Below are 25,136 nucleotides of genomic sequence, written 5' to 3' on the forward strand. Positions count from 1 at the left end.
CAAATATCCGTATGAACGTAACTCGTTTTATGAGCGCCAGTCATCTCAAACGGTTCACCAAGCAACGAGGTCTGAAACGTTTCTTCCATCCGCATCACAAAGGTAAAGTTGGCAGTACCCAGCTCTTTGGCAAAGGTCAGGTAGCGTAAAGCGGTGGCAGACGGTTTTTCAGCGATGATAGATTGTGCAAAGGCATTAATCGCATCAGAAAAACAGCTGCCCAGGACTTCACCACTGTTTTTATTCTTGGCGCTATTAATAATAAGTGCCGTATCTTCTTCAAACCTATCTATCACCACACCAACTCTGGCCATATTTTTGGGAGTAAAGTGTCTTTCAATCATCTCAGTTCGTTCTCTTACTTAAAATCAATTAATTCGGCGGTTGGTTTTAACGAGCCATCACTATTTAATCTCTGACTCACTTGTTTGGAAAATATACTATCGTTATTACGTTTAGCTTTGTTCAGTTTATCAACGGTATCATCAAGTTGATCAATCTCTTGGGTATATTTGTCATCCACACCATAACGAGGATCATCCAACGCCGCTTCCAACTTCTCATTCATATTGTCGATAATACTGTCGCGGTATTCTTCTGTGCCTTGCTCAACATATTCGCCATCGAGCCCTTTTCTGACACCACGTGTAGAGGCGCCACCTTTGGCTTCAACAATAATCACTTCACCGGTTTTGGGGTTGTGATATACCTGATCGAACTGCCCTTGCTTGCCATTACCAGGAATACTCGCATCGATCTTTTCAAAGTCAGGATACTCAACCTTCATCACACCTTCTGCGCTGACTTCACCAATCTCCTCACTCACATTCCGCATATCTTTCAAAGCAGCTTTCTCTGCGACTTCATCACCAGCTTCTACTGCCTTCAACTTATCTTGGTAAGCTGCTTTACGTTGAGCTTCTAAGTCTTTGAGCTTGCTTTGAGTTTCCGGTGGGAGGTCCTCAAGTTTAACCTCTTTTTTACCCGCTTCAACCGCCTTGATGTCTGCTTCAGGTCTGACTTTTCCATCCGGATCATGTAAACGCCCGGTTGCTGGATTCATTCGTTGTCCAGACCGATGTCGAGCAACTAACTCATCATCACTCAATGTCGTATTTGGATTCCGCTTTTTATAATCATCAAGGAACTTCTGCTCCTCTTTTGTATATCGCGGTGGTGGAGGCGGATCTTCTCGTCGCTCAGGTTCTCCCTGCCCCTCTTTTTTCGTCTCTGGTTTATCTCTGGGCTTAGGGACTTCCGCTTGCTGAGGCTTACCAATAGCCTCTTCAACTTTACTATTCGTCCCACCTGACTTTTTCTTAAAACGGACTTTTTTCTTAAGTTCACTACCAAGTTTTTTAAACAGTCCACCCAATTTTTTTAACTTACTTAGTTTACTAGCAGCCATGGCCGCGGTTCCGGCTCCGCCTGTCGCAACAGCAAGTAATGCGCCTAAAATGATCTCAAATACGGCCGTGCCCGCCATGTCAGTAAGTTCGGTATGGTGCTGAGCACTAACATAGTCTTTACCAAACTCCATCAACAACGCTTTGGTTTCAGCGTCATCATAAATAAAGCTCGCGATCTCATACGCCTCAGCGATATCTTTTTTACTGATGGCCGCCGGATCAAAACCAAGTACTTTCACAAACGCTTGGTGCTGGGAGTCTTGCCAATTATCCGCAAACGTTGCCGCCCAGTTGTCGGAATCGGTGTCGTATGCTGACCAAGCTGCGTTCACTGCGCGTTTTAGTTGTTGTTGCGGCGCACCCAGCTCATAAACATTGTTTGCAAACTCAGCGAGGTCCGTCACCCCACGCCAAATACCGGTAAACAGCGCGCCTGTACTGACCAAGCCTTTTTCGGCTAAGTTTAGTTCGGCATAGGTGGACTCAAACGCAGCGCCTTCGGCCCGTTCTGCCGCCAACAGGGAATCCAGTGCCGAAGCAATTTGTGACCGTGTGGCCTTAATCGCAGCTTCATCTGGCTGCTCACCAAATTCAACATCAACCTTACTGGGCTCTAAATCGGTAAAGTGGGCAAAGCCTTTTGCATCGAGTTTACCTTGTAAGACTTGACCTGTGGCTAACGTGGCTTTGTAGGGTAACCCTGCTGCAGGTTTGCCATTAGGCAATGCACAATAGAGATCTAACGGTTCTAGCACCGGTGTTGTTGCAGCGGTGGCTACTTTCCCCCCCTGCACAGTTGGCTGACTGACACCAGGCCCTGCGTTGTTGCTATTGTTCGAGAGTGACGATTTTGCCGACTTAGGCACGCTTAGCTGGCTGCTGCCCGCAGGAGGCACATCTTGCCAACGTCTGGCAGCGGCAAGTTGGTCATATCGGTTTTCTTCTCTGAATACCATCACATCGCCATGGGCGATAAGCGCAGTCAACTCTTGCGATAACTGGGCATCAGATTTTAGATGCAACAATGTCGCTTCAGGTTTAATTTGCAGATAGAGCTTGCGGATACTGAATGCCACTCCCCAGCTATCACTGTGGCTGCGTAACAATAATCCCGCATAGTAATCATCGCGCAGGTACCACAGCGCATCTTGGGGATCTTTGCCATCAAGCTGAGCGCTAGTGCAAAATATGTAACTGTTGGCAAGATTGTCGATAAGGAGCGTTTGATTAACTCTGGCGGCAACGCTCGCTGGCGTATTACTGTACATTGACACTCCTTAAAAAAAGGAGCTTGTTGCTTCGATTTGGCATTTCCTTCACATTCCCTGTGACATTCACCTGGCCCACTGCTTGGGCTGAAAATCCATTAAAATTGCTAGATTGTGAAGACTAGCACTGTCATCAGGAAATGAAAACCATCTGAAAATGTTAGCATTTGCTTAATTCAGAAAGAATTTCATCATTCAATTGGATTTCCACGATCTCAGGTAACTTGCACTATCAAGTCCACATCGACTGTTCTGCACAGTAAGAATAATTAGCTCCGCGATGCAGTAATTCATGGGTTCTGCCTGTCAAAACTACTAGGGAAAGCAAGTACCAGCTCCCTTTGCAGATAAACAGGAGGGTATAGCGATGAGCACAGCACACTATTTTGACTGGCAAAAAGAGGTGGCCGAGACGCTAAAAGATCACTATGGCGTTTCTGATGAAGTTGCAAACCATCTGCCAGCTAGCTTACTGGAACATCAATACTTTGATGACGAATTGTCGGTGGATGAAGCTGCTAAGCAGTTGATATCTGACCTAACTGCAAGTCGCTGATGCCCTGAGCGACAACAAGCGCCAGTAAGGTTACCCACTAACTTGCTGGCCTTTGCGCAGTGGCAGCCGAATCAAACCAGCGGATCTCATTTCCCTGTTGTGGTTTGTTGGGGATCAACTGAGTTAATAGCAGCGATGCCAAAGCCAACGCAGCGCCCAGATAAAACACCACTGCAGGTGACACCAACCAAACCAGCCCCAATGCCGCAGGTAAAATCACCGCTGCAATATGATTTATGGAAAAGCTCACCCCCGCCGTTGAGGCTATATCTTCCGGCGAAGCAATTTTTTGAAAGTAGGTACGAATAGCGATGGCAAATGCGAAAAACAGATGATCGAGCACATATAGAACAGCAGCTATATCAGCATCAGAAACCAGTGCATAACCGGTAAAAACCAGGAACAGGCCAACATACTCTATGGTTAGCGCGTGGCGCTCACCAATATGGCCGATCCACCGGCCAATTCGACTGGCAAAAAACAGATTAAAGAAATGGTTAAACAGAAACAGTAAGGCGATCTGCCCTGCGCTATAACCAAATTTTTCCACCATCAAGAAGCCTGCAAATACAACGAAGATCTGCCGCCGGGCACCGGAAAAAAAGGTCAGCAGGTAGAACAGCCAGTAACGGCGTTTCAAGATCAGCTTTTTATGTTGTTCATGCCCATCTTGAAACTGCGGAAATGCCATCAGCATCAGTACTGCTAACAACACCGCAATGCAACCAAACAGCAGATATACCCAGACATAAGCGACCGAAAAGTAGTCCAACAACAACCAGACACCACCAAAAGAGAGCACTGCCGCCGCACCTTTAACGGCCATCGCCTTACCCATAAAGTGTGCGGCTTGCTCTTTTGGCAACCATTGCAGTGTTAACGATTGATTGATGGTCTCCAGATAATGGAACCCAATTGACATCAAGATCGTCGTCAAATAGAGGCCGATAGCCGCGGGGAAAAAACCGGTGATAGCCACCCCAACCCCGAGCACCAGCAGGGACACCACCGCAAAACGTTGTTCACGAATAAAGAGCAGTACAAAGACGGCTGTAAACGCTAAGAAACCAGGAACTTCGCGCAAACTTTGCAAGATGCCGATCTCCTTACCGGTAAACCCTGCACCATCGATAGCGAAGTTATTAAGCAGTGCCAACCAAGTGGAAAATGCCACCGGCATAGCGAAGGCGATTAACAATAAAAAAGTCTGCGGCGAACGAAAGCGGTCAGTCATAGTCGATTGGCATCATAAAGAGTAGCAAACGCTATTTTAACAGAAAGAGCGACATTCTGTTGTCGTTGAAAATCGCCTCCTCCTCCCCACACACCGCTTTCCATGTTAGTTTCTATGCTCAGTACTTTGACTTTCCAGACGCGGATAATCCATGCCTCTAGCAGCAACCCTTAAACAGTATTTTGGCTTTGATCAGTTTCGTCCAGGTCAAGAACAGACCATATCTCAGCTTTTGGCAGGAGACTCATCCTTAGCGATGTTCCCCACCGGCTCAGGTAAATCATTGTGTTATCAGCTAAGCGCAATTCACCTGCCTCATTTGACCTTGGTGGTATCACCGCTATTAGCATTGATGAAAGATCAGTTGGACTTTCTTGCCAGTAAGGGGATTGCTGCTGCCAGCATCGACTCCACTCTCACACCAGAACAGAACCAGCAGGTGATGGCTGATGTACGCTCAGGCAAATTGAAGATCCTGATGGTGTCGGTAGAGCGATTTAAGAATGAACGTTTTCGCCAGTTTATCGGCAGTGTGCCGTTGTCGATGTTAGTGGTAGATGAAGCCCACTGTATCTCTGAATGGGGTCATAACTTCCGCCCAGACTACCTCAAGCTACCCGCCTATCGGCAGCAATTGAATATCCCTTTGGTGCTGCTACTTACCGCGACCGCCACCCGCAAAGTCAAACTGGATATGGCAAGCAAATTCGCCATCGCTGAACAGCACATAGTGCAGACGGGATTCTACCGCGCCAATTTAGACCTGAGTGTCATACCTGTTGCCAGCGCGGAAAAAAACGCCCAGTTAGCACAGCAGGTACAACAACAAAATGGGGCTGGCATTGTGTATGTCACACTGCAGCAAACCGCCGAACAAGTAGCTAACTATCTACAGCAGCAAGGGCTCAATGCCAGTGCTTATCATGCTGGATTTGATGATGAACGACGTAAACAGATCCAAGCAGACTTTATGGCTGGCAAGATTCAAATTGTGGTGGCAACCATTGCCTTTGGCATGGGGATCGACAAGTCAGATATACGTTTCGTTATCCACTATGATCTGCCAAAGTCGATTGAAAACTACAGCCAGGAAATAGGCCGAGCAGGACGCGATGGGCACCCTTCTCATTGCATCACGTTAGCCAATCTGGATGGGATCAATACTGTTGAGAACTTTGTATATGGTGACACGCCGGAGCTAAATGGCATTGAGTTTGTGCTTCAGAGCATTCGCGATGAAGCCCAAAATGGACAATGGGAATTACAAGTAACGGCGTTGTCGAATGCTGCAAACATTCGTCAATTACCGCTGAAAACACTGTTGGTGCAGTTAGAACTATTAGGTGTGCTAGAACCAAGTTATGCGTATTTTGCCGATTTTAAGTACAAATTTGTTCAATCGAAAGAGACTGTGCTAGCGCGATTTGAAGGCGAGCGACAAGCGTTTGTAAAAGCGATCATCGACAACACGAGATTTAAGAAAGTATGGGGGGAACCGGATTTCGACGCTATCTGCCAGAGATATCAATGCCAGCGTGGCCGGATTGTCACCGCTTTGGAATACCTGCAAGAGCAGCAGTTAGTTGAGCTAGAAACTAAGAAAATGACCGAGGTATTTAACGTCAATCTATCTGCACTGGCGGCCACCGACCTGGCACAAACCCTCTATCAATATTTTGTCGACAAAGAGCAAAAAGAGATAAAACGTATTGCCGCGCTAGTACGCTTTTTTGAACTAGACAGCTGCCTCAGTCACAACTTGTCACGTTACTTTGATGATCAGCAAGCCCCTGAACGTTGCGGGCATTGTTCCGTATGTCACGGTCACTTTGCCAAGCTCGCTTACTCGGAAACGCCCATTTGGACTGATGAGCAGAGCCTGTCAGTAATGCTAGCCGGGTTAAAGCAACATATGGCCACTCGCACCAAGCACCCGTTAACCACAGAAACCTATTGCCGCTTTCTTGCCGGACTCAGCATCCCATTGTTTGCGCGTAACAAGGTCAGGCAATTACCCGGGTTCGGCTCATGTGAGCAATTCCGATACGCCGATATACGGGCAAAAGTGATAGCACTGCTGAATTAACGACGTAATGTTTTATCGATTAGCATGGACAGCCGATCACCCGTTTCTATTTCAAAGTCGTCGAGAGACAAATTGATGAAATCTAAAACTTTCTCAACTTGCTCATGGGCAAGATTTTTATTTGCCATTAGATACTGCAGTTCAGGCAGGCTTTTATCGTAGCGCGGCACGACCTGCCAGCGAATAATCCCGGCATAGCGAGGTTCGAACGCCAGCTGCGCTAACTGACAAAACCCTTCAATGTGATCGGCACCATCAGGCCCTAGGCAACCGGGCTCAACTCGGATAATAACAAGCAGCTTTCTCTCTTCTGCGACGCTCAAGCGATACTCCAAATTCGACATAGGCAAGGTACAAAACAGACCTTTAATCGGCTCATTTGGGCATATTACGAACTCATTACAGAGAAAACTGCGCGCTCACAAGCAAATTATTAGTATTGTCGTAATAAGCGATAAGCTAATAGCAAACAGATAGACTCAGGCACCGCTAACGCAACAAACTGCCACTGGCTATACCGCAGAGTGCCTGATCGGTGTGAAATAACCAGCAGCTGAAAACCCAACAAGCCAACGAGTTAGCTTTGATATCACGGCTCGTTCCAAAGCAGCTGCATCAATTGTAATCCAGCGACGACTAACCGCGTATAACACGAACGCGTACTGATTTACCTTTGATCTTACCCTGCTCCAGCTTACGCAGTGCAGGCTTCAATGCATCTCGGTGCACGGCGACATAAGCCCACATTGGACCCACTTTTATTTTACCCACCTGAGAGCCTTGAATACCGTTATCACCAGTCAGCGCGCCTAAGATATCACCGGGGCGGATCTTCTGTTTCTTACCGCCATCAAGCTGTAATGTCATCATCTCTGCTTGTGATGGCACTTGGCTTAACAGCTCGCGCGATGGCAACACCTCACCCTCAATGACGCGATCTAAATACTCTTCCAGTAAAGAGACTTTATACGCCTCTTTATCGGTATAGATGGAGCACGCAACGCCTTTGCTTCCCGCACGGCCGGTTCGCCCGATACGGTGAACGTGCACTTCAGCATCACGAGCTATGTGGTAGTTAAATACCGCATCCAGGGCATCAATATCCAACCCGCGGGCAGCGACATCTGTCGCCACCATGATCTTCACACTCTTATTGGCAAAACGCACCAGCGCTTGATCCCTCGCCTTTTGATCAAGATCGCCGTGTAGCGCCATCGCACTAAAACCAGCGTCAACCAAGGCATCATTCACCTCCTGGGTTTCACGCTTGGTATTACAGAAAACCACAGCCGATTCAGGATCATGTTTAAGTAACAACAACTTCAGTGCCAGTAGGCGATCATCGTTACTCGCCACCTGATAAAAGTGCTGACGAATACTGCTGTTGTCATGGGTAGATGCCGCTTGAACCAACGCAGGGGTCACCATGATCCGCTTAGCAATAGATTCGATCTGTGGCGGATAGGTCGCACTAAACAACAGGGTTTGACGATCTGCTGGTGTTTCATCAATAATGAAATCAAGCGCACTCTGAAAACCCATCTCCAGCATACGATCAGCTTCATCCAGCACTAAGGTATTCAAATCCTGTAACTTCAACAGCCCTTTACTTAGGTGCTCTTCTATCCGCCCCGGTGTGCCGACAATAATATGCGCTCCATGTTCTAACGAGCCAACTTGGGGGCCAAAGGGCATACCACCACATAGAGTCAACACTTTCACATTGTGGGTAGCACGGGCCAGTCGGCGGATCTCAACCGCCACTTGGTCGGCTAACTCGCGAGTCGGACAAAGCACCAACGCTTGAATACGGAAACGTTTCACCTCCAAACGGGACAACAGCCCCAAGCCAAACGCGGCGGTTTTACCTGAGCCAGTTTTGCCCTGCGCGATAACGTCCCTACCGGCAAGCATTAGCGGCAAGCTTTCCGCTTGAATGGGCGTCATTTGTTCATAGCCCAATGAAGATAAATTAGTCAGCTGTTGCTGGGGCAACGCCAGGGAGGCAAAGTCGAGTTCGCTCAAGGGATTATTCCTAATTGGGAAAATGAAGCTGCACTATGAGCTTCATTATCGCTGGTTTCTGTTGCAACGCGGGGTTAAACAGCGCTTTATAACGGCATATTCTATTACTATGGCGCAGACTTCGCTCAGTCTTTTTCACCAGCCACTGAAGTTAATCGGATTAAACAGACAAAGCACGGCATCAATGCTGTGCTTCAGAGACCGCTAGGCTCAACACGCAGAGGCTCGCTGGCCATACGAGGTTGGGCCCAAGCTCGTCTACACAAATCGAAGATCATTAAGCCAGCGATGAGCGTCCAAAGCACAACCCAAACGATCCCCGGAATACCGGTATAACCTTTCATCGCCAGATGGTCACCCCGGTCTCCCACATACAGCAAGTAGCTTGGACTGATGGCGCTTTGCAGCAGGATAAACAGCGCCAATACCTGATTGGCGAATGTCGCCCAATGCTGGTGGCGCCAGCGAAACAAACACCAGTATGTCACACCGATAAAGCCAACAATCAACAAGGTGATGGGATCTCGGGTATAAATCAGGCTACCAAGCACAAACAAACCGACAATAGCAAAATAGATCCAGCTACCGACTCTTCGGGAAACACTACTAAACTGGATCCGCGCCAAGGTATAAGCCCATAAGGAGGCCCCAGCATAACCGGAAAAAGTGACCAACCACGACCAACCGCCACGTGAGGTAGCGAGACCGGAGCCATCAAGATGCAATGCAATAGAAACCACCTGCCCACCCGATAAAATAGCAGCGAGGCCATGACTGCCCTCATGCAGCAGGGTTTCAAAATACTTTAATGGCGCACTGACCAAAGGTAGCCAGATCAGTATTAGCGCGCAAAGCAACGCAACAATCAGTTCAATACGGGGTTTTAGCATCTGTCATTTCAATCAAATTAAGTCGATGAACATAAATACGGCTGAAGCAATGTAGCAGATTGTCTCCGTTCACCACTAGTCATGTTTAAGTAACAACTAAGCATATAAACAGGGTCTATCACTTGCTAATGACAGCGGCATTCTCATACCATTCCCCCCTTAACGCAGACATGGAGTCGAAATGAAAACGCCCGCCCCGCAAACTAAGTCCGACAAACCAGGCAAAAAGCCATTACCAAAACTCGACAATAAAGATCTGTCTAAGAGCGGTTTTTGGCTTTCTCACCTGTTAACCATTCTGGCAACGGTCATTGGCGTTTACCTCGCAGCACAAGCGGGGCTTTCCCAGGCATTAATCTTCGATACGCTGCAAACCAAGCAGAATAATTACTACCTCCGCTCCTCCCTCTATGCTGAGTTAGCTGACAATACCGCCCTACTCAACGCATACAACCACGACGTTCTTAAGAAGGGAGTTTCTGTTGATACGATCAAGCTGAGAAACCCACGCTTAAGCACCTACGTTTGGGAGAGTATGAAGTTTTCTCCCACGACGTTGGAAACCCCAACCTACTTCTTAACTCAAACGCGCCGCTTCTACGCGGACGTCAATGAGATCATCCATAAAGTAGAACAAGGTCAATATGGTAGTCGGCATGCCAGCAGCCTATTGCAGCAGCACTTAGACACTATGAACAACGAAGTGCTTCCCAAACTGCAAGCGAGCGCCACCGCACTGACAGTTGAACTGCAAAAGTACGATGTTGCCGTTGATCTTCAGGATGAGGTGAAATAATGGCAACACCAGCGCTCTGCCCTAGCTGCACGGATACCTATCTGGAGACAACCACTTGTCATGATGAGGAGTTAGACATTTGTCGTTCATGTGGCGGCCACTGGTTTGAACAAGGCGAAATGAACAAGGTGCTATCCAAAGTTGATAATGGCCAAGATCAGGTCGAATATCAGCAGCATTTAGGTGCGTCAATCGGTGTTAGTGAACGCCAGTGTCCGGACTGGCATGGCCCAATGCAAAGCCATCACCTACTCGCTGATTATCAACTGGAAATTGATATATGTGAGCATTGCGAAGGGGTATGGGTTGATAGCGATGAGCTTAACCAAGTAAAGCAGTCTCCGAAGTTACAGCAAGCATTAGGCACGCTGAATCAAGCTCTGAGCTGGAAAAGTCGCGTATTTCAGTTTCTATCGCAGATGCCAGTCGAGTACAACATTAAGCCGAAACGTAAACCGGTCGTCACCTGGACGCTAATGGCGCTCAACTGTCTTATTTTTATGAGTTATGTTGGTAATCCAGAGTTGGCCAACCAATTGGTCTCTCTGTTTGGTAATGTGCCCGCAGCAACACTGGCCGGCGATCAATTATGGACACTGGCAAGCTGCATGTTTCTGCATGGGGATCCCCTTCACCTGCTGGGAAATATGTATTTCCTATATGTAGTCGGTGACAATATTGAAGATGCATTAGGTCGTCGCCGCTTCATCGCGTTGTATTTTGCTCTCGGTATCTTATCCAGTCTGATCAGCGTAGTGCTTAATTGGCAGAGTGAGATCCCATCCATTGGTGCCAGCGGTGCAATAGCCGGGTTATTTGGGGTCTATTTAGTCTGGTTCCGCCATGCCAGCCTGACGTTTATGATATTTATCTATCAAAAGAAATTAGCGCCAGTTTGGTACTTCGCTATTTGGGTCGGACTAAATGTATTGGGCATGATGATTGGCGAAGGTGGTGTTGACTACTGGGCTCACATCGGCGGCTTTGTTAGCGGTTTAATCATGGGCGTTGCGCTAAAACCCTATATATTTATGCGTAACCCCTTACTGCAAATGCTGGCTCATCCAGCAGCAGTGGTTAACCGTTAGCCCGTACTCACGGCACAAATATGGAGGCGTTTCATTGCTGGGGCGGCTCCAATTTTAAAACCGAACCCTACCAACTTTAGTGCGCTAACTTATAGCGACGATGCGGTAGGCGATCACAGCCAACCCCACACTAAACAGGGTCAACATAGTGGCACCGGCGATTATCCGATACCGAAAACTGGTGTAGAGCAGTAGAGTCACTTTATCTAACGCCAAAAACTGCCCCCGATACCAAAACATCTCATTCAATTTTGCCAAGCGAAGCGCCGTCACTGAGCCGCCTAACACAGCAATAAAACCGACGAAGTAGACATTACATGCCAAATAAAACATAGATACCGTCTGAAACAGAGCAGATATTGCCGCACTTAGCAGCAGTAAGCCGACACCGATTAACATGGCATAACGGGCACTTCTTAACGCACTAGGTACTGCCTCTCTATTCACACATTCCATGCTATCCACCTCCGTTGGTGAGAAGTAGCGACAAAACCTAAACTCACGACTTAAAAACGCACTATGCCGACCAAGCGATAACTAGGAGGGTGATCCGTCGGTTGCAAATGCAGCAACAAACGTTGCCCTTCATGGGGTGCTTGCATGTCAAAACAGACCCAGAACACAGATGTTTCAGGATACTCACTGTGATGTGGGAAAACCGCCTGGTCGTCGGCATCACAAGCTCTGATCTTACCCGGATCGATATACTGAAGCAGACTAAACTGTGCTATCCGCGAGTCATCCAGCACGGCGATGTCAACAACATCACTTTCTACGCAGGCTTGTAGTGTTACTTGCTTATCACTGGCACAGCGATGAACCGCACTAGCCAGGAACATCGCACCGTAATACTGCGGCTCAGGAAACTCCAGATCGACTGACGGATGAAAGGCGAGTTCAGGGTCCTGATGCTGCTCACAACCGGATAGCAGGAGCAGCAATCCCACCACCAACCCTATCAATAAGAGATCATAGCTGTGATGGCTAAGTGGTTTATGGCCCATATAAAAACTGCTCCCTAAGTTATCCTGAGTTCAACTTACTATGCCATGCAGCGCCAAACAGTGTCTCAGCTAAACTCTGCAGCAAAACCAACTAAAGGCTTTAACGATTGGCTGAAACAGATGGGGCAAAAGTACAGTAACGCCATTGGAATGCACGATCTGTAATATGTACGTCAGCAAATTGGTGATGTATTTAATTTATTCCTCGGTATCATAGCGTCAGGCTAAAACACCGGTTCTACCATGAACGAATTACGCTATCTAAACGGCTATCCGCCCGAAGTACTTGGGCAAGTCGAAAAATTGATTAAAAACGGTCAATTAGCTACGTGGATAGAAAACAAATATCCCACACTGCACGATCTAAAAACTGAAAAGTCGCTATACAACTATACGCTCGCGATTAAAAACCAGTTCCTGAAAAAATCCGCTCCACTAAGTAAAGTCATTTACGATCCCAAAATCCATCTGGTCAATCATGCTCTGGGCTTACACACGTTTGTTTCACGGCAACACGGCAAAAACCTGAAAGCCAAAAATGAGATACGGATCTCCAGCCTGTTTCGCAACGCACCGGAGCCACTGTTAAGAATGCTGGTGGTACATGAGCTAGCACATTTGAAAGAAAAGGAGCATAACAAAGCCTTTTACGCGCTTTGTTGTCATATGGAGCCCGATTACCATCAGCTGGAATTTGACGCCCGCTTATATCTGACTTATCGGGAATTTAATGAATAGAATAAATCGACGCTAACTACCCGTAACGTCCGCACTGTATTCGAACCAAAACTCCGGTTTATGATGATGATAGCCTTGGGCGTAATCCACCCCTATTGATGACAGGTAGTGCTGCGCGCTCTCAGTTTCTACAAACTCTGCCACGGTCTTCTTACCCATCTCTTTCGCCAAACGGTGCATCGTCTCCACAAACACTTGATTCAAGCGGTTGTCGCAGATGTTACGAATAAACACCCCATCAATTTTAAGGTTGTGCACCGGCAGTTGCTGTAGATAGCTGAACGATGATAGCCCGCTACCAAAGTCATCCAATGAAAACTCACAGCCAATCGCTGTCATCTGCTCAATAAAGGCGATAGCGGCGCTTAGGTGAGTGATCGCATAGGTTTCCGTTATCTCAAAGCCGATGCGTTGCGGTGCTACCTGATATTTTTCCAACATGGCATGAACAAAAGAGATGATCCCTTTATCGCCGAGGGTCACACCCGACAGGTTGATACTGTAATGACTGCTACTATCGCCGATGTCCTTTGCTATCGCAGCAAATGTTGCTTCAATCACCCAGTGGTCAACTTGGCTGATTAAGCCGTATTTCTCAGCCGCAGGTATGAATTTATCAGGCGTCAGAAGAGAGCCGTGATGATCGATTAACCGCACTAGCACTTCGTAACGTGACGCTTGTGATGCATCGCTCAATGCTCTTAGGCGCTGGCGATAAAGCTGCAAACGATTGTCATTAAGTGCAGCTCGCAGCTCGCGAACAACATTCATCTCTTGTGCATGCTGTGATAACGCGACATCGTCACTGTGGTAAAGCTGTACTCGATTACCGCCTTTCGATTTCGCAAGGCGAACAGCTTGTGCCAAGGCATTAAGTACCTCCTCACTACCTAACTGTTGCCCATCTAAAACGAAAGCGCCAACGGAGGCTGACAAAGAAAGATCGGGTGCGATGTGGGTGAAGTCGAACTGTTCGATCTGCTGCCTAACCTTTTCGGCAAAGCCATGAGCGAGTTCATGATGCAATTCGGGCAACATCACAGCGAACTCATCGCTGCTAAGTCGACTTATTTTTGCCTGAGCTGGTAGCTGTCGCCGCAGGGCAAAAGAGAGCAAATTAAGGCAGCTATCTCCAGCGCTGTAACCAAAACTGTTATTCACCAATTGAAACTGGTCGATGTCGATGAGCAACACCACACCTTCCATCATCAGTTGGCCACTGTGCTGCGCAATAAATCCTGCTAACTGCCCCTCAAAAGTTGCACGATTCATGGTCCCTGTGAGCTCATCGTGGGAGGTCTTAAAGCTCAACTCTTTTTCCATAATCCGTTGTTTGTAGAGGCGCCGGCGCTGGGCCTGATAGAATAGATATACGAAACCGGTAGTCACTCCCCAAAGCAATAACGCTTGTAGAATGCTTTCCAAGTAAATTCGCGCGTTATATTCAGGAGCCAAACGAATAGCCAACTGCCAACGCGTCCCCGGAATGGGCTTGAGGAAATCAAATTGATGCACCTCTTCCCCACTCATATAGATCGACTGATCATGACTTTTTTCAAGCGAGATCTCTGTACCAAACTCAATCTTGCCGGACTGGTCACTACGCATCAAAAACAGCTGCTGATAGGGAAGTTGGTGCTGGGTTAATATCCTCTCTAATACCGCAGGGTCAAAAGCAACAAAAAGAAACAGACCGGCCTGCTCATCAACAAGTAAGGGTTGCAACAGGTCATAGTGAAAACCATTCGGGCTGCGATGCAGAAACAGGTTCTCCTGACTGCCTCGCAGCAAGGTATCATCAATCTCTTCTCTACAGTCAGGCAAAAATTCCCCTGTTAACTGTGACAACACCCCCTTTCCTGAACTGTCGACAATGGCAAATAAGCGCACATCATCGACCTCTTCACGCAGCTGCGTTAACAGCTCCATGTACTCATCTTTCGAGGTCTGATTACCGGATAGAACCAACTGGGCCAACGCTGATGCGTGGCGAAATTGAAACTGGTCAATCGTTAAGCGAAGTTGCGTGAGGTGTTCCTGATACTCAGCCAAGACACTTTTAGTGACCGAATCCATCAGGGATTTTTGATAATTATAATGAAGCTGAATGGAAGAAAGCGCGCCCCAGATAACCAATATCAATAACATGATACTGGTTAAAAAAACGATCCATTTAGACTCAGCCAGTGCTCGGCTGCGATCATTGTCCTTTATGACATTCGCCAATTTCATTGCTCCATCAACTCATTAGAAGCTAACAGAGGCAAAAGTTTTACGTCAAGCTCAATATTGAAAATCAACCACTTGCATGGCTAATAGCGTGGATAATAATGGTCTGAAATGCCAACTCAATTCCCACGCACGAAGCATTATTCATCTGGCTCAGACTTATCACCGACCCAGCCCAGAAGATCCTTAATCACCGACCAACGAGGTGGTCGATGTTTGGCACCGCCGCCAAGGATCCAAAACTCATACTGTTGGCCAATAAAATCATTAGATTGCTGGATATCCAACCAATCATCCAGATAACTCAACAAATCATTATTCGAACGATTGAGGGCATAGGCAACAGGCACCCTCTTCTTCGCGTTAGTCGGGATCCAGACGCCAAATTCTGGATAAAGCACGGTCCAGGCATAGCCAGCCTCAGCACTAACCAACAAAGCATCATAAGTGCCCTCTTTTGCTTCGAAAAATTGCTCGTAATCTTTCAGCATAACCACTTCAGCATTTGGGTAGGCTCTGTTGATATGCTTGACGATGTCCGAATGATCTAATGTGGCAATCACCAACTTGGTTTGTTTCTTCAATAATTCGGGATCGGAAAGAACACTTAATTCATGATCTCTTCCGACGACCGCCACATGAAGTTGTAGCACGGGATCTGTAAACGACATATCGGCGATACGCTCGGCTGTCATCGCCAGCCCTGACATCGCAATATCATAGAATCCACGCCCTAATTCGATGGGCAGCTTATTGTAATCGAGTGGGACAAAACGGATCTCGACGCCAAGATCGCTGGCCAACTGATGCGCTAGCGAGATATCAAATCCCACCAACTCTCCGTTAGCGTTGAAATAAGAGAACGGCACATTCTTCGGGTGAAAACCAACACGAAGAATATTACGCTGCTTTATCTGCGCGACCGTTGTTTTAGAGAAACGACCGGTTTCATAAAGCTTCGGCAACTCTGCATACACTTTTTCAGGTACCTGCCCCACCATCTTCATCTCTGCAACTAATGAACTTTGGGTGTACTGGTCCTCAACAAATGGGGCGGTAATCAATCGATTTAACAGCAGTGTTGCAACAAAACCACCCGCAAGAATTCCTAAATAAAATAGCCCCCGCATCAAGGTGATCCGTAGCTGGTTCTGTACCATAGTGATGGTGATTAGAACCAACACGACCAAATTCAGCGCCGCTACCATGGAATTAAACCGCGAAGTAATAACATTACTGATCAAAAACAGTTGATACAGATCCGCAGGCACTTCCAGCAGATTAAGCATAAAGGGTACGGCAACCTGAACGCTGCCAAAGAGAGTAAACAGGCCAGAAATAGAGGTCATCGTCGCTAAAGAAAAAGGCGGCTCTTTATCAACAAACCAAGCAGCGAACAGAACAAACAAGATAACGGTCAACTTGCCCAAATTAGGAAAAGTAAACGCGACAGGCATGGTCACACCGATCAACTTATCGGTCTCTTCTGTTGCTAAGCCTCTGGCATGAAAAATATTTTTACACTGTTCGGTTAAGACTGGCAGTAAAATCAGGATATTACCGGTGGCAAAAGCGGTGATCAGTGAATCTCGACTGATAGTCATCACTTCTCTGTAGGTAAACGGCGTTAACGCACTCAAGGTAAATGGTAGCAAGACAAAGGTCAGAAAAAGACACAGCACCATATAGGAGATAAGAAACACCTGTAGCGAACTGAACTCCTCCAATGTCATGGTACCGGCGGCCGCTGCAGTACTGGCAAAGACACCTATAGGCAGTATCTTCACTATCATGCCGGTCATTTTACTCAGCGCAGTCACAGAGGTTTCAGTCAGCGACATAAAGGCTTGCTTGTTTTGTATGCGAATAAGCGCCACACCAAACAGCATGCAGAAGATAACAACAGCAGGAACGTAGCCTTCCGCTAATGAATGAAAAGGATTTGAAGGTATATACAGCTTCATGTAGTCGGGGCTTGGAGGCACTTCCAGCACACTGGCCGAGAAAAACGAGGCATTTAGCTGTTCAGGGAAAGAAAGCGGCAATAATAAAATCACCAGTAAACCCAGAACCCATAAAAGAACCAATACAATACTCGTTTTACTGAATAGTAGTTTGGCATGGCCAGTGGTTAACGAGCCAACCCCGTATAACAACGACATAACCATATAAGGCAACACAGTGGCTTGCAGTAGAAAAATAACAGCGCTCCCCAGCCACTGCATCCAACCCACCATTTCACCAAAAAACAATCCGGTAAACAGACCAGCAATTAGGCCAATAAAGATCCAACTGGAGCCACCTTTCAGCTTTATTTTTGGTTTCCGTAACTTGAAGTGAAACTTGGGTTTGCGGAGCCGCCCCATAAATCAGATCATCCTTAAATAGATAGATATCGCAGAGTAATTATACTGGCTGCTCACTGCTGTGTGACTGAAACTATTGAAAAACATTAAGATCAGGTGTTACTCCCGTTAATCTTAACCGCTTCAGCGCATCTTTTTAGGCGATAAGTTGCACACTACTGCCTTTTGGCGTTGCAACTACATCAAGCCGCATCGCCATCTGCTCTTTCAGTTCACTGACATGACTGATGATACCAATCATACGTCCACTGTGTTGCAGATCCACCAAAGTACGTACAGCCAGATCCAATGACTCGGGATCAAGACTACCAAAGCCTTCGTCGATAAACAGGGTGTCTAACTTAATCCCCCCGGAATAACTCTGCACCACATCAGACACGCCCAAAGCTAAGGCAAGCGCAGCCAGAAAGCTCTCGCCGCCAGATAGTGTCGCTACCGAACGAGTCTTGCCCGAATAGGCATCTTCGACCTCCAACTCAAGCCCTGACGCGCGATTGCCTTTACTACGGTCTTCTTTTCGCAGCAACAAATAGCGGCCTTTGCTCATCAGTTTCAGGCGGTGTGATGCCTGAATGAGCACGTCATCCAACAAAACACTCAAAACAAAACGCTGCAGGCTGACCTTGTTACCTGTCTGACCATTAGCTACATCACTAAGCGTACCGTAAATCTCATATTGCGCTTCCAGCGCTTGGTTTGTCAGGTGAGCGGCCTGCAGGTTTTTCAGCGTATGATCGAGTGAAGTGAGGCGCGCATGCAGCGTACTTGCTCGCTGATCAGTTTCTTTGTACTTCTGCTGGCACAGGGCTAATTGTTGCGTTAATACCTCTAGTTGCGGTGTTGCCTGCCCATCTAACTCTTCCGCTAACTGCTTGACCTGTCCTTGAAGCTCACTGAAACGAAGTTGATATGTTTCGATCCTCAGTTTTATCGCTTGCAGCTCATCACTTGCTAAACGGGCTTGTTGAAAAGCGTTTTCATCTGCAAAACCTGAGTTGCTAAGCGCCGAATGCCATGCCTGCACACGCTGCTGCTGTTTCGCTCTACTTTCATCTAGCTGTTGTTGCAAACGCTTATCTCCCTCACCGGCTTTGTCCAGCGTAGAGCGCGCCTGGTCACGTGCCAGTGTCGCTTGTTGCAGCGCCAGCTCTAATGCTTGCCATTGCTTTTCAAACCGGGTGATCTCAGCTTCCAAAGCACCGTTAACCCGAAAATGCTCCGGTACCTCAGTTTCCAAGCGCTGCAGTTCAGCGACGGCCACCGCAACAGCTTTTTGTGCATCCGCGCTTTGTTTCTGGAGTTTAAGCAGCTCGCTTTCCAGGCCAGTCAATTGCTGATGCAATGCTTCAATCTGTCTCTGACGCTGCGCTAATTGCTGTTGGCATTGTAGTAATCGATCAACATCAGCAGATAACTGAGCAAGCTCCTCGTCCAGCTGAACTAACGATTGCTCTGCAAATTCAGCTAGCTGCAATTCCACCGCCTGTACCTGTTGATTGAGCCCCTTCCAGACCTGCTGCAACTCGGTATATCTGTTTTCTGCCTGCTGTAACAGCACCTGTTGGTCGTTCACCCGACGCCGCGCCTGTTCAACTTGCTCATGTGTCACTAACGCAGAACCATCATCCGTCATCGCCCGATGAGCGGGTAGCGGATGATCTTTGCTACCACATACCGGACATGGTTCGCCAACCCCCAACTGCGCCGCTAAAAGGGCCGCCTGACCGCTGTGCCATTGCATTTCTATCGCGGCCATGTCGCGTGCTAAACGCGCTAGCTCTTGTTGTAAAGTTTGCTTTTCCAGCAGCGCTTGCTTACCGCTTATCTCTGCCTGCGATCGTTGCTGACGCAACTCATCTAATGCAACCCGGTGATCACGCTGCTGCTTGAGCGTGGTTTGTCTGACCTGTAACTCCGGCATCCGCATGAGCTGCTGCTGCGCGGTTACATTCAGTTGTTCCAATTCGGAGAGTTGCCGTTTGCTGTCAACGAGCACCTGCTGAGCTTGAAGGTAAGTGTTTTCACTCGCTTCTGCAGCTTGCTGTGCAGAAGCGCAACGCAAGCGTGCTTGACCTAAGTTAACCACTTGCGTTTGCAAACGAGCTAACTGATTTTGCTGGTTTTTCAGCTCATCAACCTGTTTGGCATTCTCTATCGCACGCTCGTAGCGAGTCGACGCCTGCTGATAACTTGTCGTCGCCTGCGATAGGGAATGCTTTGCTTCTTCCCTAACCAGCAATAAGCTGTTTAATTCGCGTTCAGCCTCCACTACCGGCGTATAAATTGGATTGATCTGCTCCGCTTGCTCCGCCAGCAAGCATTGCCGCTTTAATCCTTCAATCTGCTCAGCCTGAACTTCGGCCTGAATAAGCTCTTGTTTTCTTTGCTGATAACGCTGAAAGCGTTCAGTTAGATTCTTACCCGCCTCAAGGGCATTCTGCGCCCCCAATTGTTGGTCAAATGCTCGCTTTTTCTTCTGTTCTGCTTCCTGCAACTGTGGTGCAAGCGCATTACGTTCAGCATTGAGAGCCTGTTCCGAGCCAACACCGGCGTTTTCCAAGATCCCTTTGATTTTGTTTCGATGGGCTTCAGCATCACGGCGGATGGCACTGGCTTTGATCTTCAAGCTGTCTTCTATCTTACGATAGATCTGCGTCTGGAATAGCTGACTAAAAATAGCTTCCCGGCTCTTGGAGTCGGCGAGTAAAAGTTCACGAAATTTTCCTTGCGGCAATACCATCACCTGACGAAACTGCTCAACACTTAGTCCGGTAATATCACGAATGGCATCATTAACCTCACCGACTTTCTTACTCACTAACAACGTCCAAGCTGTGCTTGCGCTTGCTGAGTCATCGGCACAGTGCAGCCATAAATTCGCTTCGGCCGCTTGCGTTGTCGTACCCTCGCCTCTGGCTTTTGGTCTCTCTTGTTGCGGCTTACGTTGCACCCGATACCGCTTTTCAGCCAATTCGAATTCCAGCGTCAACTCTGTGGCTAGCGCAGGATCGGCATGGTCACAACGCATTTGCGCCGACTCACGTTCGGCGCCTGTGGTTTGCCCATAAAGCGCCACACAGATCGCATCCAAAATAGTGCTTTTACCGGCACCGGTGGGGCCATTTATCAAAAACAAAGCATTATCGCCAAACGCACTGAAATCAACGATTTCAGTGGCAGAAAACGGCCCGAACGCCTGCATCGTCAGCATTAATGGCTTCATCGGTTTGCCTCGTCTTGATGCAACTGCTTAATCACTGTTTGTAAGGCTTGATCCTGTTCGCCGGTCAGTTCGTTGCCATGCACTTGCTGAAAGAAATCACGAAACATCGACAGCTCACTTTGCCGCAATTTTTCTCGCTGCAAGGCTTGCTCATTGTCACTGCGCGCCTGCAACATTCGTTTCTCTAAATGCAGCACATTTGGATAAACCGCACGTAGCTTACCCATGGGATCAAGAATGGCGTGGGTATCAGTCAACCGCACCATCAGATAGTCGTCACTATGGGGATCGGTTTTTCCTTGCGCAATTAACGCGTTCAGCTCCCCTTCAATGATCCGCATATCATGCAAGGGCTGTAACGGTATAAGCTCAACGTGAGCGGCACCAGCCTCATCAATACTGACCAATGAAATGCTTTTATTCTGATTTTGCTCAGAAAAACTATATTTAAGTGGTGAGCCTGAATAGCGAATATGTTCAGCCCCCTGCTTTTGCGGACCATGCAGGTGACCCAGCGCGGTGTAATTGAAAGCAGAAAAGTGACTGGCTGAGACCTGATCAGCCCCACCAATGGACAGAGGACGTTCAGATTCGCACCCGGTGCCGCCAGCCACGAAACAGTGAGCAATCACAACTGATGGCAACTGTTTATCCCGTGCTGCATCAAGTTGCGCCATTAAATAGGCCATCGCTTGATCATGAGTTTTCAACTGAGCACTAGCCTCGTCGTTAAAAGCATCCCTCACCTGCTCAGGATCGCAGTACGGCAAACCGAAAAACTGCACTGTGCCCGCCGTTGCGCTGTGCAGCAACACGGGTGTGGTTAACAAGCCAAGATCGCCCATGATGTGCAAACCAGACTGGCGTAACTGATTAGCAGCAAAACGTAAACGCTGGGCACTGTCGTGATTGCCGGAAATCATCAGCACTGGCAGCTGCATTTCATGGCACAGTTTATCGAGTACCTCATCCAACAACGCCACGGCATTAGCAGGTGGTACTGAACGGTCATATATATCACCGGCCACAATCACAGCATCTACATGCTCTCGTTCGGCAATATCCACTATCTGTTGCAAAATATGACGCTGATCTTCCAACAGCGACGCATTATGAAACTGCCGCCCTAAATGCCAGTCTGAGGTATGAATAAACTTCAAAAGAGAATCGCTCCAGCAACCAAGGTTAACAACGGCGTAGGCGCATTATCTGTAGCCAGCACACAAAAGCAGCACACCATCTGCATATAGAGTTTTCATTGTATTCAATAGCTAATAGCTATCCTACAGCCAATTAACGAAAGATGACTTAAAACCCCCAAAGTTAGCCGATAACATAGCAACAAATCCGCAGATCCAGGCGGACACCGGCGGACAAGTTTTACATCACTTACGCAACTCCTGTATAAGGACGCTATGAAAATACCGAAACGCATACAGCCGCTGGTCGACGATGGCTTAGTCGACGAAGTGATCAGTCAGTTAATGAGCGGCAAAGAAGCCACTGTATACGTTGTCCGTTGTGGCGATGAGATACGTTGTGCCAAGGTTTATAAAGAGGTGATGAAGCGCAGTTTTAAAAAAGCTGTGCAGTATCAAGAAGGCCGAAAAGTACGTAATAGCCGCCGTGCTAGAGCAATGGAAAAAGGCTCCAAATTTGGTCGCGATCAGCAAGAAGCCGCTTGGCAAAACGCCGAAGTGGATGCTTTGTATAAGCTTGCCGCTGCAGGGATACGTGTACCACAACCATTTGGCTGCTATGACGGTGTGTTACTCATGGAGCTGGTCACCGATGACGAGGGTGATGTAGCCCCTCGCCTGAACGATGTGGTGATGCCGGCAGAACACGCGATTGAGGATCACCGGATCGTCATGCAATACATCGTACGTATGCTTTGTGCCGGTGTCGTTCATGGTGATTTATCAGAGTTTAATGTGCTGGTAGATGACTACGGTCCAGTCATCATCGACCTACCTCAAGCGGTTGACGCATCAGCAAACAATAATGCACAGCGCATGTTTGCACGTGATGTCGACAATATGACAGCCTATTACGGTCAATTCGCACCAGAACTACTCAGCACTAAATACGCTAAAGAGATCTGGGCCTTGTATGAAAGTGGCGAGTTAACACCAGATGCTGAGCTTACTGGTGACTTCGTTGAAAGTGAAGAGATCACGGATGTGAGCTCTATCGTTGATGAAATTAAAGCAGCATTTGAAGAGATGCAGGAAAATCAGCAACGGATTAAAGACGCAGAAGAGTGCAACTAACCTACTGAAAAATGCAGTCGAGCTGTCATCCCCGTCGTTACACCTTACACCTGCTCAGCAAAGGTGATTACTCTGCGGATTTGTCCTCTGCAACTGGCCACTCAAAGCCATTGGTCGCAGTCACCTTATCGTGATATTTCAAACGCATACCATTCAGAAAATTGCGCAAGACCTGATCTTTACATTCACGGTAATTTTTATGGCCTGGCTTGCGAAAAAACGCACTCAGCTCATGTTTGCCAATACTAAATTCAGACAGATCCATTAACGCTAGGATGTCATCATCTTTCAGATCCAGGGCAATCTTTAACTTACGAAAGATCAGATTGTTGGTTAATCGCTTTTCTGGCGCAATCTGCGCGCCTTCCCGCTTGCCACGGCGAAGATTAATAAACCCGTTGAGAAACGTCGCAAACTGCAGATCATTAAGCTTCTCGTAAGCCTTATCATCATCTTTCTTTAACCAGTTACTCACCTGTGCTCTGCTCACCTGCAACTCAGCCAACTGAAAAATCTTAATCATCTTCGAGTCGTTCAATTCAAAGGTGTAACGTAGGCGTCTAAGGATATCGTTATTGGTCAAAGGAGTGTTCCGTGCGTTGATTAAGAAGAAAACCAGAGCCGAGTAAATCCAAACTCAGCGAGCCAGTAAAAAGCGTCTGAATACTAGCATAAAAGCGCTACAACGGGCATAGGTGCGTTAGCACAAAGCTAGCTATCTGCTCGTCATAAGTTTTTGAAAGCTAATTCGCTGAACACGGTCTTGTTATACATGATTCGGTTTTGCTACCAAAGGAAGTGCAATGAAACGCGTTGGAATAACGATTTCGCTCCTTGCCATACTATTGAATACACAGATGACAGGCGCAGCCTTTGCTCAAGAGTTCAAAAGTGGATCAATGAAAGGAGCGCTATTAGAACTATATACCTCACAAGGCTGTAGCAGTTGCCCACCTGCTGATGCGTGGCTATCAACACTGAAAACTCACCCAGCGCTATGGAAGCAACTTTTTCCCATCGCATTGCATGTGGACTATTGGAACTACCTAGGATGGAAAGATCCCCATTCAACGCACGGAAACAGCTTGCGACAAAGACAATATAAAGCGATAGGCGCTAGCAATGCTGTCTATACGCCAGGATTCATACTCGATGGCAAAGAGTGGCGACACTGGTTTGTTAATGGCATTCGTACAAATGTGCCTTTGACCGAACATAAAGCAGGGCGGCTTTCTGTCACCATAGAAAATGACAATCTAATCGCTCATTTTGAACCTGTAGCGAAATTGGGCACACCACGTCAGGAAGAAGAAACCACATTGACACTCACCATCGCTATCTTAGGGTTCGATATCCAAACTCAAATTCCAGCCGGAGAGAACAAAGGAAAGTCCGTCAGCCAAGACTTTGTTTTACTTAATAAAGCCTCAAGCTACAGCAATAACGGACGGTGGCAAACTGAGATACCAACATACAGTCGTGTCAAAGGCCGTCAAATAGCACTAGTAGCTTGGATCGAAGCACCGAAGAACCCTCAGCCAATACAGGTGACAGGGGGATGGCTGAAGTCGATAACTCCACCATAAGCACCGGCATATACCAATCAATGAACGACCATTCCCATGCTAAGACCCACTAATCAACGCCTACCGGAAATGCCAAAATTGGCAACCATCTTGGCTGTAATTGTACAATGCAGGGAACATTGGCATCTTTTAAAAAGTCAAAAGGCCGCTAATCATAGCGGCCTTTTATAATATGGCGGTGAGGGAGGAATGATACGGCGCTAGCGCCTTCCCTTCGGGCCATCGCTACGCGATGTTGTCTCGCTGCGCTCGGCGCGAACCCAACGAGAGTTCTCACCCTCCCATGAGGTATCGCAGCGTCATTTAGAAAGTCAAAAGGCCGCTAGTCATAGCGGCCTTTTATAATATGGCGGTGAGGGAGGGAT

20 protein-coding genes and 1 other RNA gene are annotated in these 25,136 nt (G+C 47.6%); 7 read left to right on the forward strand and 14 right to left on the reverse strand.

The annotated features are described in order from the left end of the window. The coding region (locus EZV61_RS17330) for a hypothetical protein (RefSeq protein ID WP_131417236.1) at window positions 1-344 on the reverse strand (344 nt) is incomplete at its 3' end. Between the two features lie 14 nt (window positions 345-358). Further along, window positions 359-2,677, reverse strand: coding sequence for a hypothetical protein (locus EZV61_RS17335; protein ID WP_131417238.1), 2,319 nt, complete (start codon window positions 2,675-2,677; stop codon window positions 359-361). 367 nt (window positions 2,678-3,044) lie between these two features. Here EZV61_RS17335 and EZV61_RS17340 point away from each other — a divergent pair, with 367 nt between their 5' ends. After that, window positions 3,045-3,233 carry a hypothetical protein gene (locus EZV61_RS17340; RefSeq protein WP_114338488.1) on the forward strand — a complete coding sequence of 63 codons (189 nt, stop codon included), beginning with the start codon at window positions 3,045-3,047 and terminating at the stop codon, window positions 3,231-3,233. 37 nt (window positions 3,234-3,270) lie between these two features. On the opposite strand, the gene EZV61_RS17345 is transcribed toward EZV61_RS17340, so the two are convergent. Beyond that, a complete protein-coding gene (locus EZV61_RS17345) occupies window positions 3,271-4,467 on the reverse strand; it encodes an MFS transporter (RefSeq protein WP_131417240.1) in 1,197 nt (398 codons plus the stop codon). Window positions 4,468-4,618: 151 nt separating this feature from the next. Here EZV61_RS17345 and EZV61_RS17350 point away from each other — a divergent pair, with 151 nt between their 5' ends. Next, window positions 4,619-6,553, forward strand: coding sequence for a RecQ family ATP-dependent DNA helicase (locus EZV61_RS17350; RefSeq protein ID WP_131417242.1), 1,935 nt, complete (start codon window positions 4,619-4,621; stop codon window positions 6,551-6,553). On the opposite strand, the gene EZV61_RS17355 is transcribed toward EZV61_RS17350, so the two are convergent. The 3 genes from EZV61_RS17355 to EZV61_RS17365 all read right to left on the reverse strand — a co-directional run bounded on the left by EZV61_RS17355 (window position 6,550) and on the right by EZV61_RS17365 (window position 9,468). Next, window positions 6,550-6,876 carry a hypothetical protein gene (locus EZV61_RS17355; RefSeq protein WP_240695234.1) on the reverse strand — a complete coding sequence of 109 codons (327 nt, stop codon included), beginning with the start codon at window positions 6,874-6,876 and terminating at the stop codon, window positions 6,550-6,552. The genes EZV61_RS17350 and EZV61_RS17355 overlap by 4 nt on opposite strands. A 313-nt stretch (window positions 6,877-7,189) precedes the next feature. Beyond that, window positions 7,190-8,578 (reverse strand): ATP-dependent RNA helicase DbpA, encoded by a 1,389-nt coding sequence (gene dbpA / locus EZV61_RS17360; protein WP_131417246.1) that lies wholly within the window; start codon window positions 8,576-8,578, stop codon window positions 7,190-7,192. Between the two features lie 194 nt (window positions 8,579-8,772). Then, window positions 8,773-9,468, reverse strand: a complete 696-nt coding sequence (locus tag EZV61_RS17365) for a M50 family metallopeptidase (protein ID WP_131417248.1) — start codon at window positions 9,466-9,468, stop codon at window positions 8,773-8,775. A 181-nt stretch (window positions 9,469-9,649) separates the two neighbouring features. On the opposite strand from EZV61_RS17365, the gene EZV61_RS17370 reads away from it, so the two are divergent. Together EZV61_RS17370 and EZV61_RS17375 are read left to right on the forward strand one after the other, a co-directional pair. Then, window positions 9,650-10,264: a hypothetical protein gene (locus tag EZV61_RS17370; RefSeq protein ID WP_131417250.1), complete on the forward strand. Its 615-nt coding sequence runs from the start codon at window positions 9,650-9,652 to the stop codon at window positions 10,262-10,264. Beyond that, window positions 10,264-11,352: a rhomboid family intramembrane serine protease gene (locus EZV61_RS17375; protein WP_131417252.1), complete on the forward strand. Its 1,089-nt coding sequence runs from the start codon at window positions 10,264-10,266 to the stop codon at window positions 11,350-11,352. Before EZV61_RS17370 ends, EZV61_RS17375 begins: the two co-directional genes overlap by 1 nt. Window positions 11,353-11,436: 84 nt before the next feature. Here EZV61_RS17375 and EZV61_RS17380 read toward each other — a convergent pair whose 3' ends face one another. Next, complete coding sequence (locus EZV61_RS17380; protein ID WP_130565337.1) at window positions 11,437-11,808, reverse strand: hypothetical protein; 372 nt, start codon at window positions 11,806-11,808, stop codon at window positions 11,437-11,439. Window positions 11,809-11,858: 50 nt separating this feature from the next. After that, window positions 11,859-12,356 (reverse strand): hypothetical protein, encoded by a 498-nt coding sequence (locus tag EZV61_RS17385; protein ID WP_131417254.1) that lies wholly within the window; start codon window positions 12,354-12,356, stop codon window positions 11,859-11,861. Between the two features lie 243 nt (window positions 12,357-12,599). On the opposite strand from EZV61_RS17385, the gene EZV61_RS17390 reads away from it, so the two are divergent. After that, window positions 12,600-13,094 (forward strand): M48 metallopeptidase family protein, encoded by a 495-nt coding sequence (locus EZV61_RS17390; protein WP_114338478.1) that lies wholly within the window; start codon window positions 12,600-12,602, stop codon window positions 13,092-13,094. Window positions 13,095-13,106: 12 nt separating this feature from the next. Here the strand turns inward: EZV61_RS17390 and EZV61_RS17395 are convergent, their stop codons facing one another. The 4 genes from EZV61_RS17395 to EZV61_RS17410 all read right to left on the reverse strand — a co-directional run bounded on the left by EZV61_RS17395 (window position 13,107) and on the right by EZV61_RS17410 (window position 22,072). Continuing rightward, window positions 13,107-15,326, reverse strand: coding sequence for a putative bifunctional diguanylate cyclase/phosphodiesterase (locus tag EZV61_RS17395; protein WP_131417256.1), 2,220 nt, complete (start codon window positions 15,324-15,326; stop codon window positions 13,107-13,109). 137 nt (window positions 15,327-15,463) lie between these two features. After that, a complete protein-coding gene (locus EZV61_RS17400; protein ID WP_130565334.1) occupies window positions 15,464-17,689 on the reverse strand; it encodes a cation:dicarboxylate symporter family transporter in 2,226 nt (741 codons plus the stop codon). A 136-nt stretch (window positions 17,690-17,825) separates the two neighbouring features. Further along, window positions 17,826-20,912 (reverse strand): AAA family ATPase, encoded by a 3,087-nt coding sequence (locus tag EZV61_RS17405; RefSeq protein ID WP_131417258.1) that lies wholly within the window; start codon window positions 20,910-20,912, stop codon window positions 17,826-17,828. Then, window positions 20,909-22,072: an exonuclease SbcCD subunit D gene (locus tag EZV61_RS17410; protein WP_131417260.1), complete on the reverse strand. Its 1,164-nt coding sequence runs from the start codon at window positions 22,070-22,072 to the stop codon at window positions 20,909-20,911. The genes EZV61_RS17405 and EZV61_RS17410 overlap by 4 nt, the downstream gene beginning before the upstream one ends. A gap of 255 nt (window positions 22,073-22,327) precedes the next feature. On the opposite strand from EZV61_RS17410, the gene EZV61_RS17415 reads away from it, so the two are divergent. Then, on the forward strand, window positions 22,328-23,185 hold the full coding sequence (locus tag EZV61_RS17415; protein ID WP_131417261.1) for a PA4780 family RIO1-like protein kinase: 858 nt from the start codon (window positions 22,328-22,330) through the stop codon (window positions 23,183-23,185). Window positions 23,186-23,252: 67 nt separating this feature from the next. Here EZV61_RS17415 and EZV61_RS17420 read toward each other — a convergent pair whose 3' ends face one another. Continuing rightward, on the reverse strand, window positions 23,253-23,768 hold the full coding sequence (locus tag EZV61_RS17420; protein WP_114338472.1) for a YehS family protein: 516 nt from the start codon (window positions 23,766-23,768) through the stop codon (window positions 23,253-23,255). Between the two features lie 220 nt (window positions 23,769-23,988). Between EZV61_RS17420 and EZV61_RS17425 the strand changes: the two genes are divergently transcribed. After that, complete coding sequence (locus EZV61_RS17425; RefSeq protein ID WP_131417263.1) at window positions 23,989-24,771, forward strand: DUF1223 domain-containing protein; 783 nt, start codon at window positions 23,989-23,991, stop codon at window positions 24,769-24,771. A 173-nt stretch (window positions 24,772-24,944) separates the two neighbouring features. Here the strand turns inward: EZV61_RS17425 and EZV61_RS17430 are convergent. Next, window positions 24,945-25,068, reverse strand: a non-coding RNA gene (locus EZV61_RS17430) — RtT sRNA. Between the last annotated feature and the right edge of the window lie 68 nt (window positions 25,069-25,136).

The organism is Corallincola luteus (assembly GCF_004336975.1).
GTDB lineage: Bacteria > Pseudomonadota > Gammaproteobacteria > Enterobacterales > Neiellaceae > Corallincola > Corallincola holothuriorum.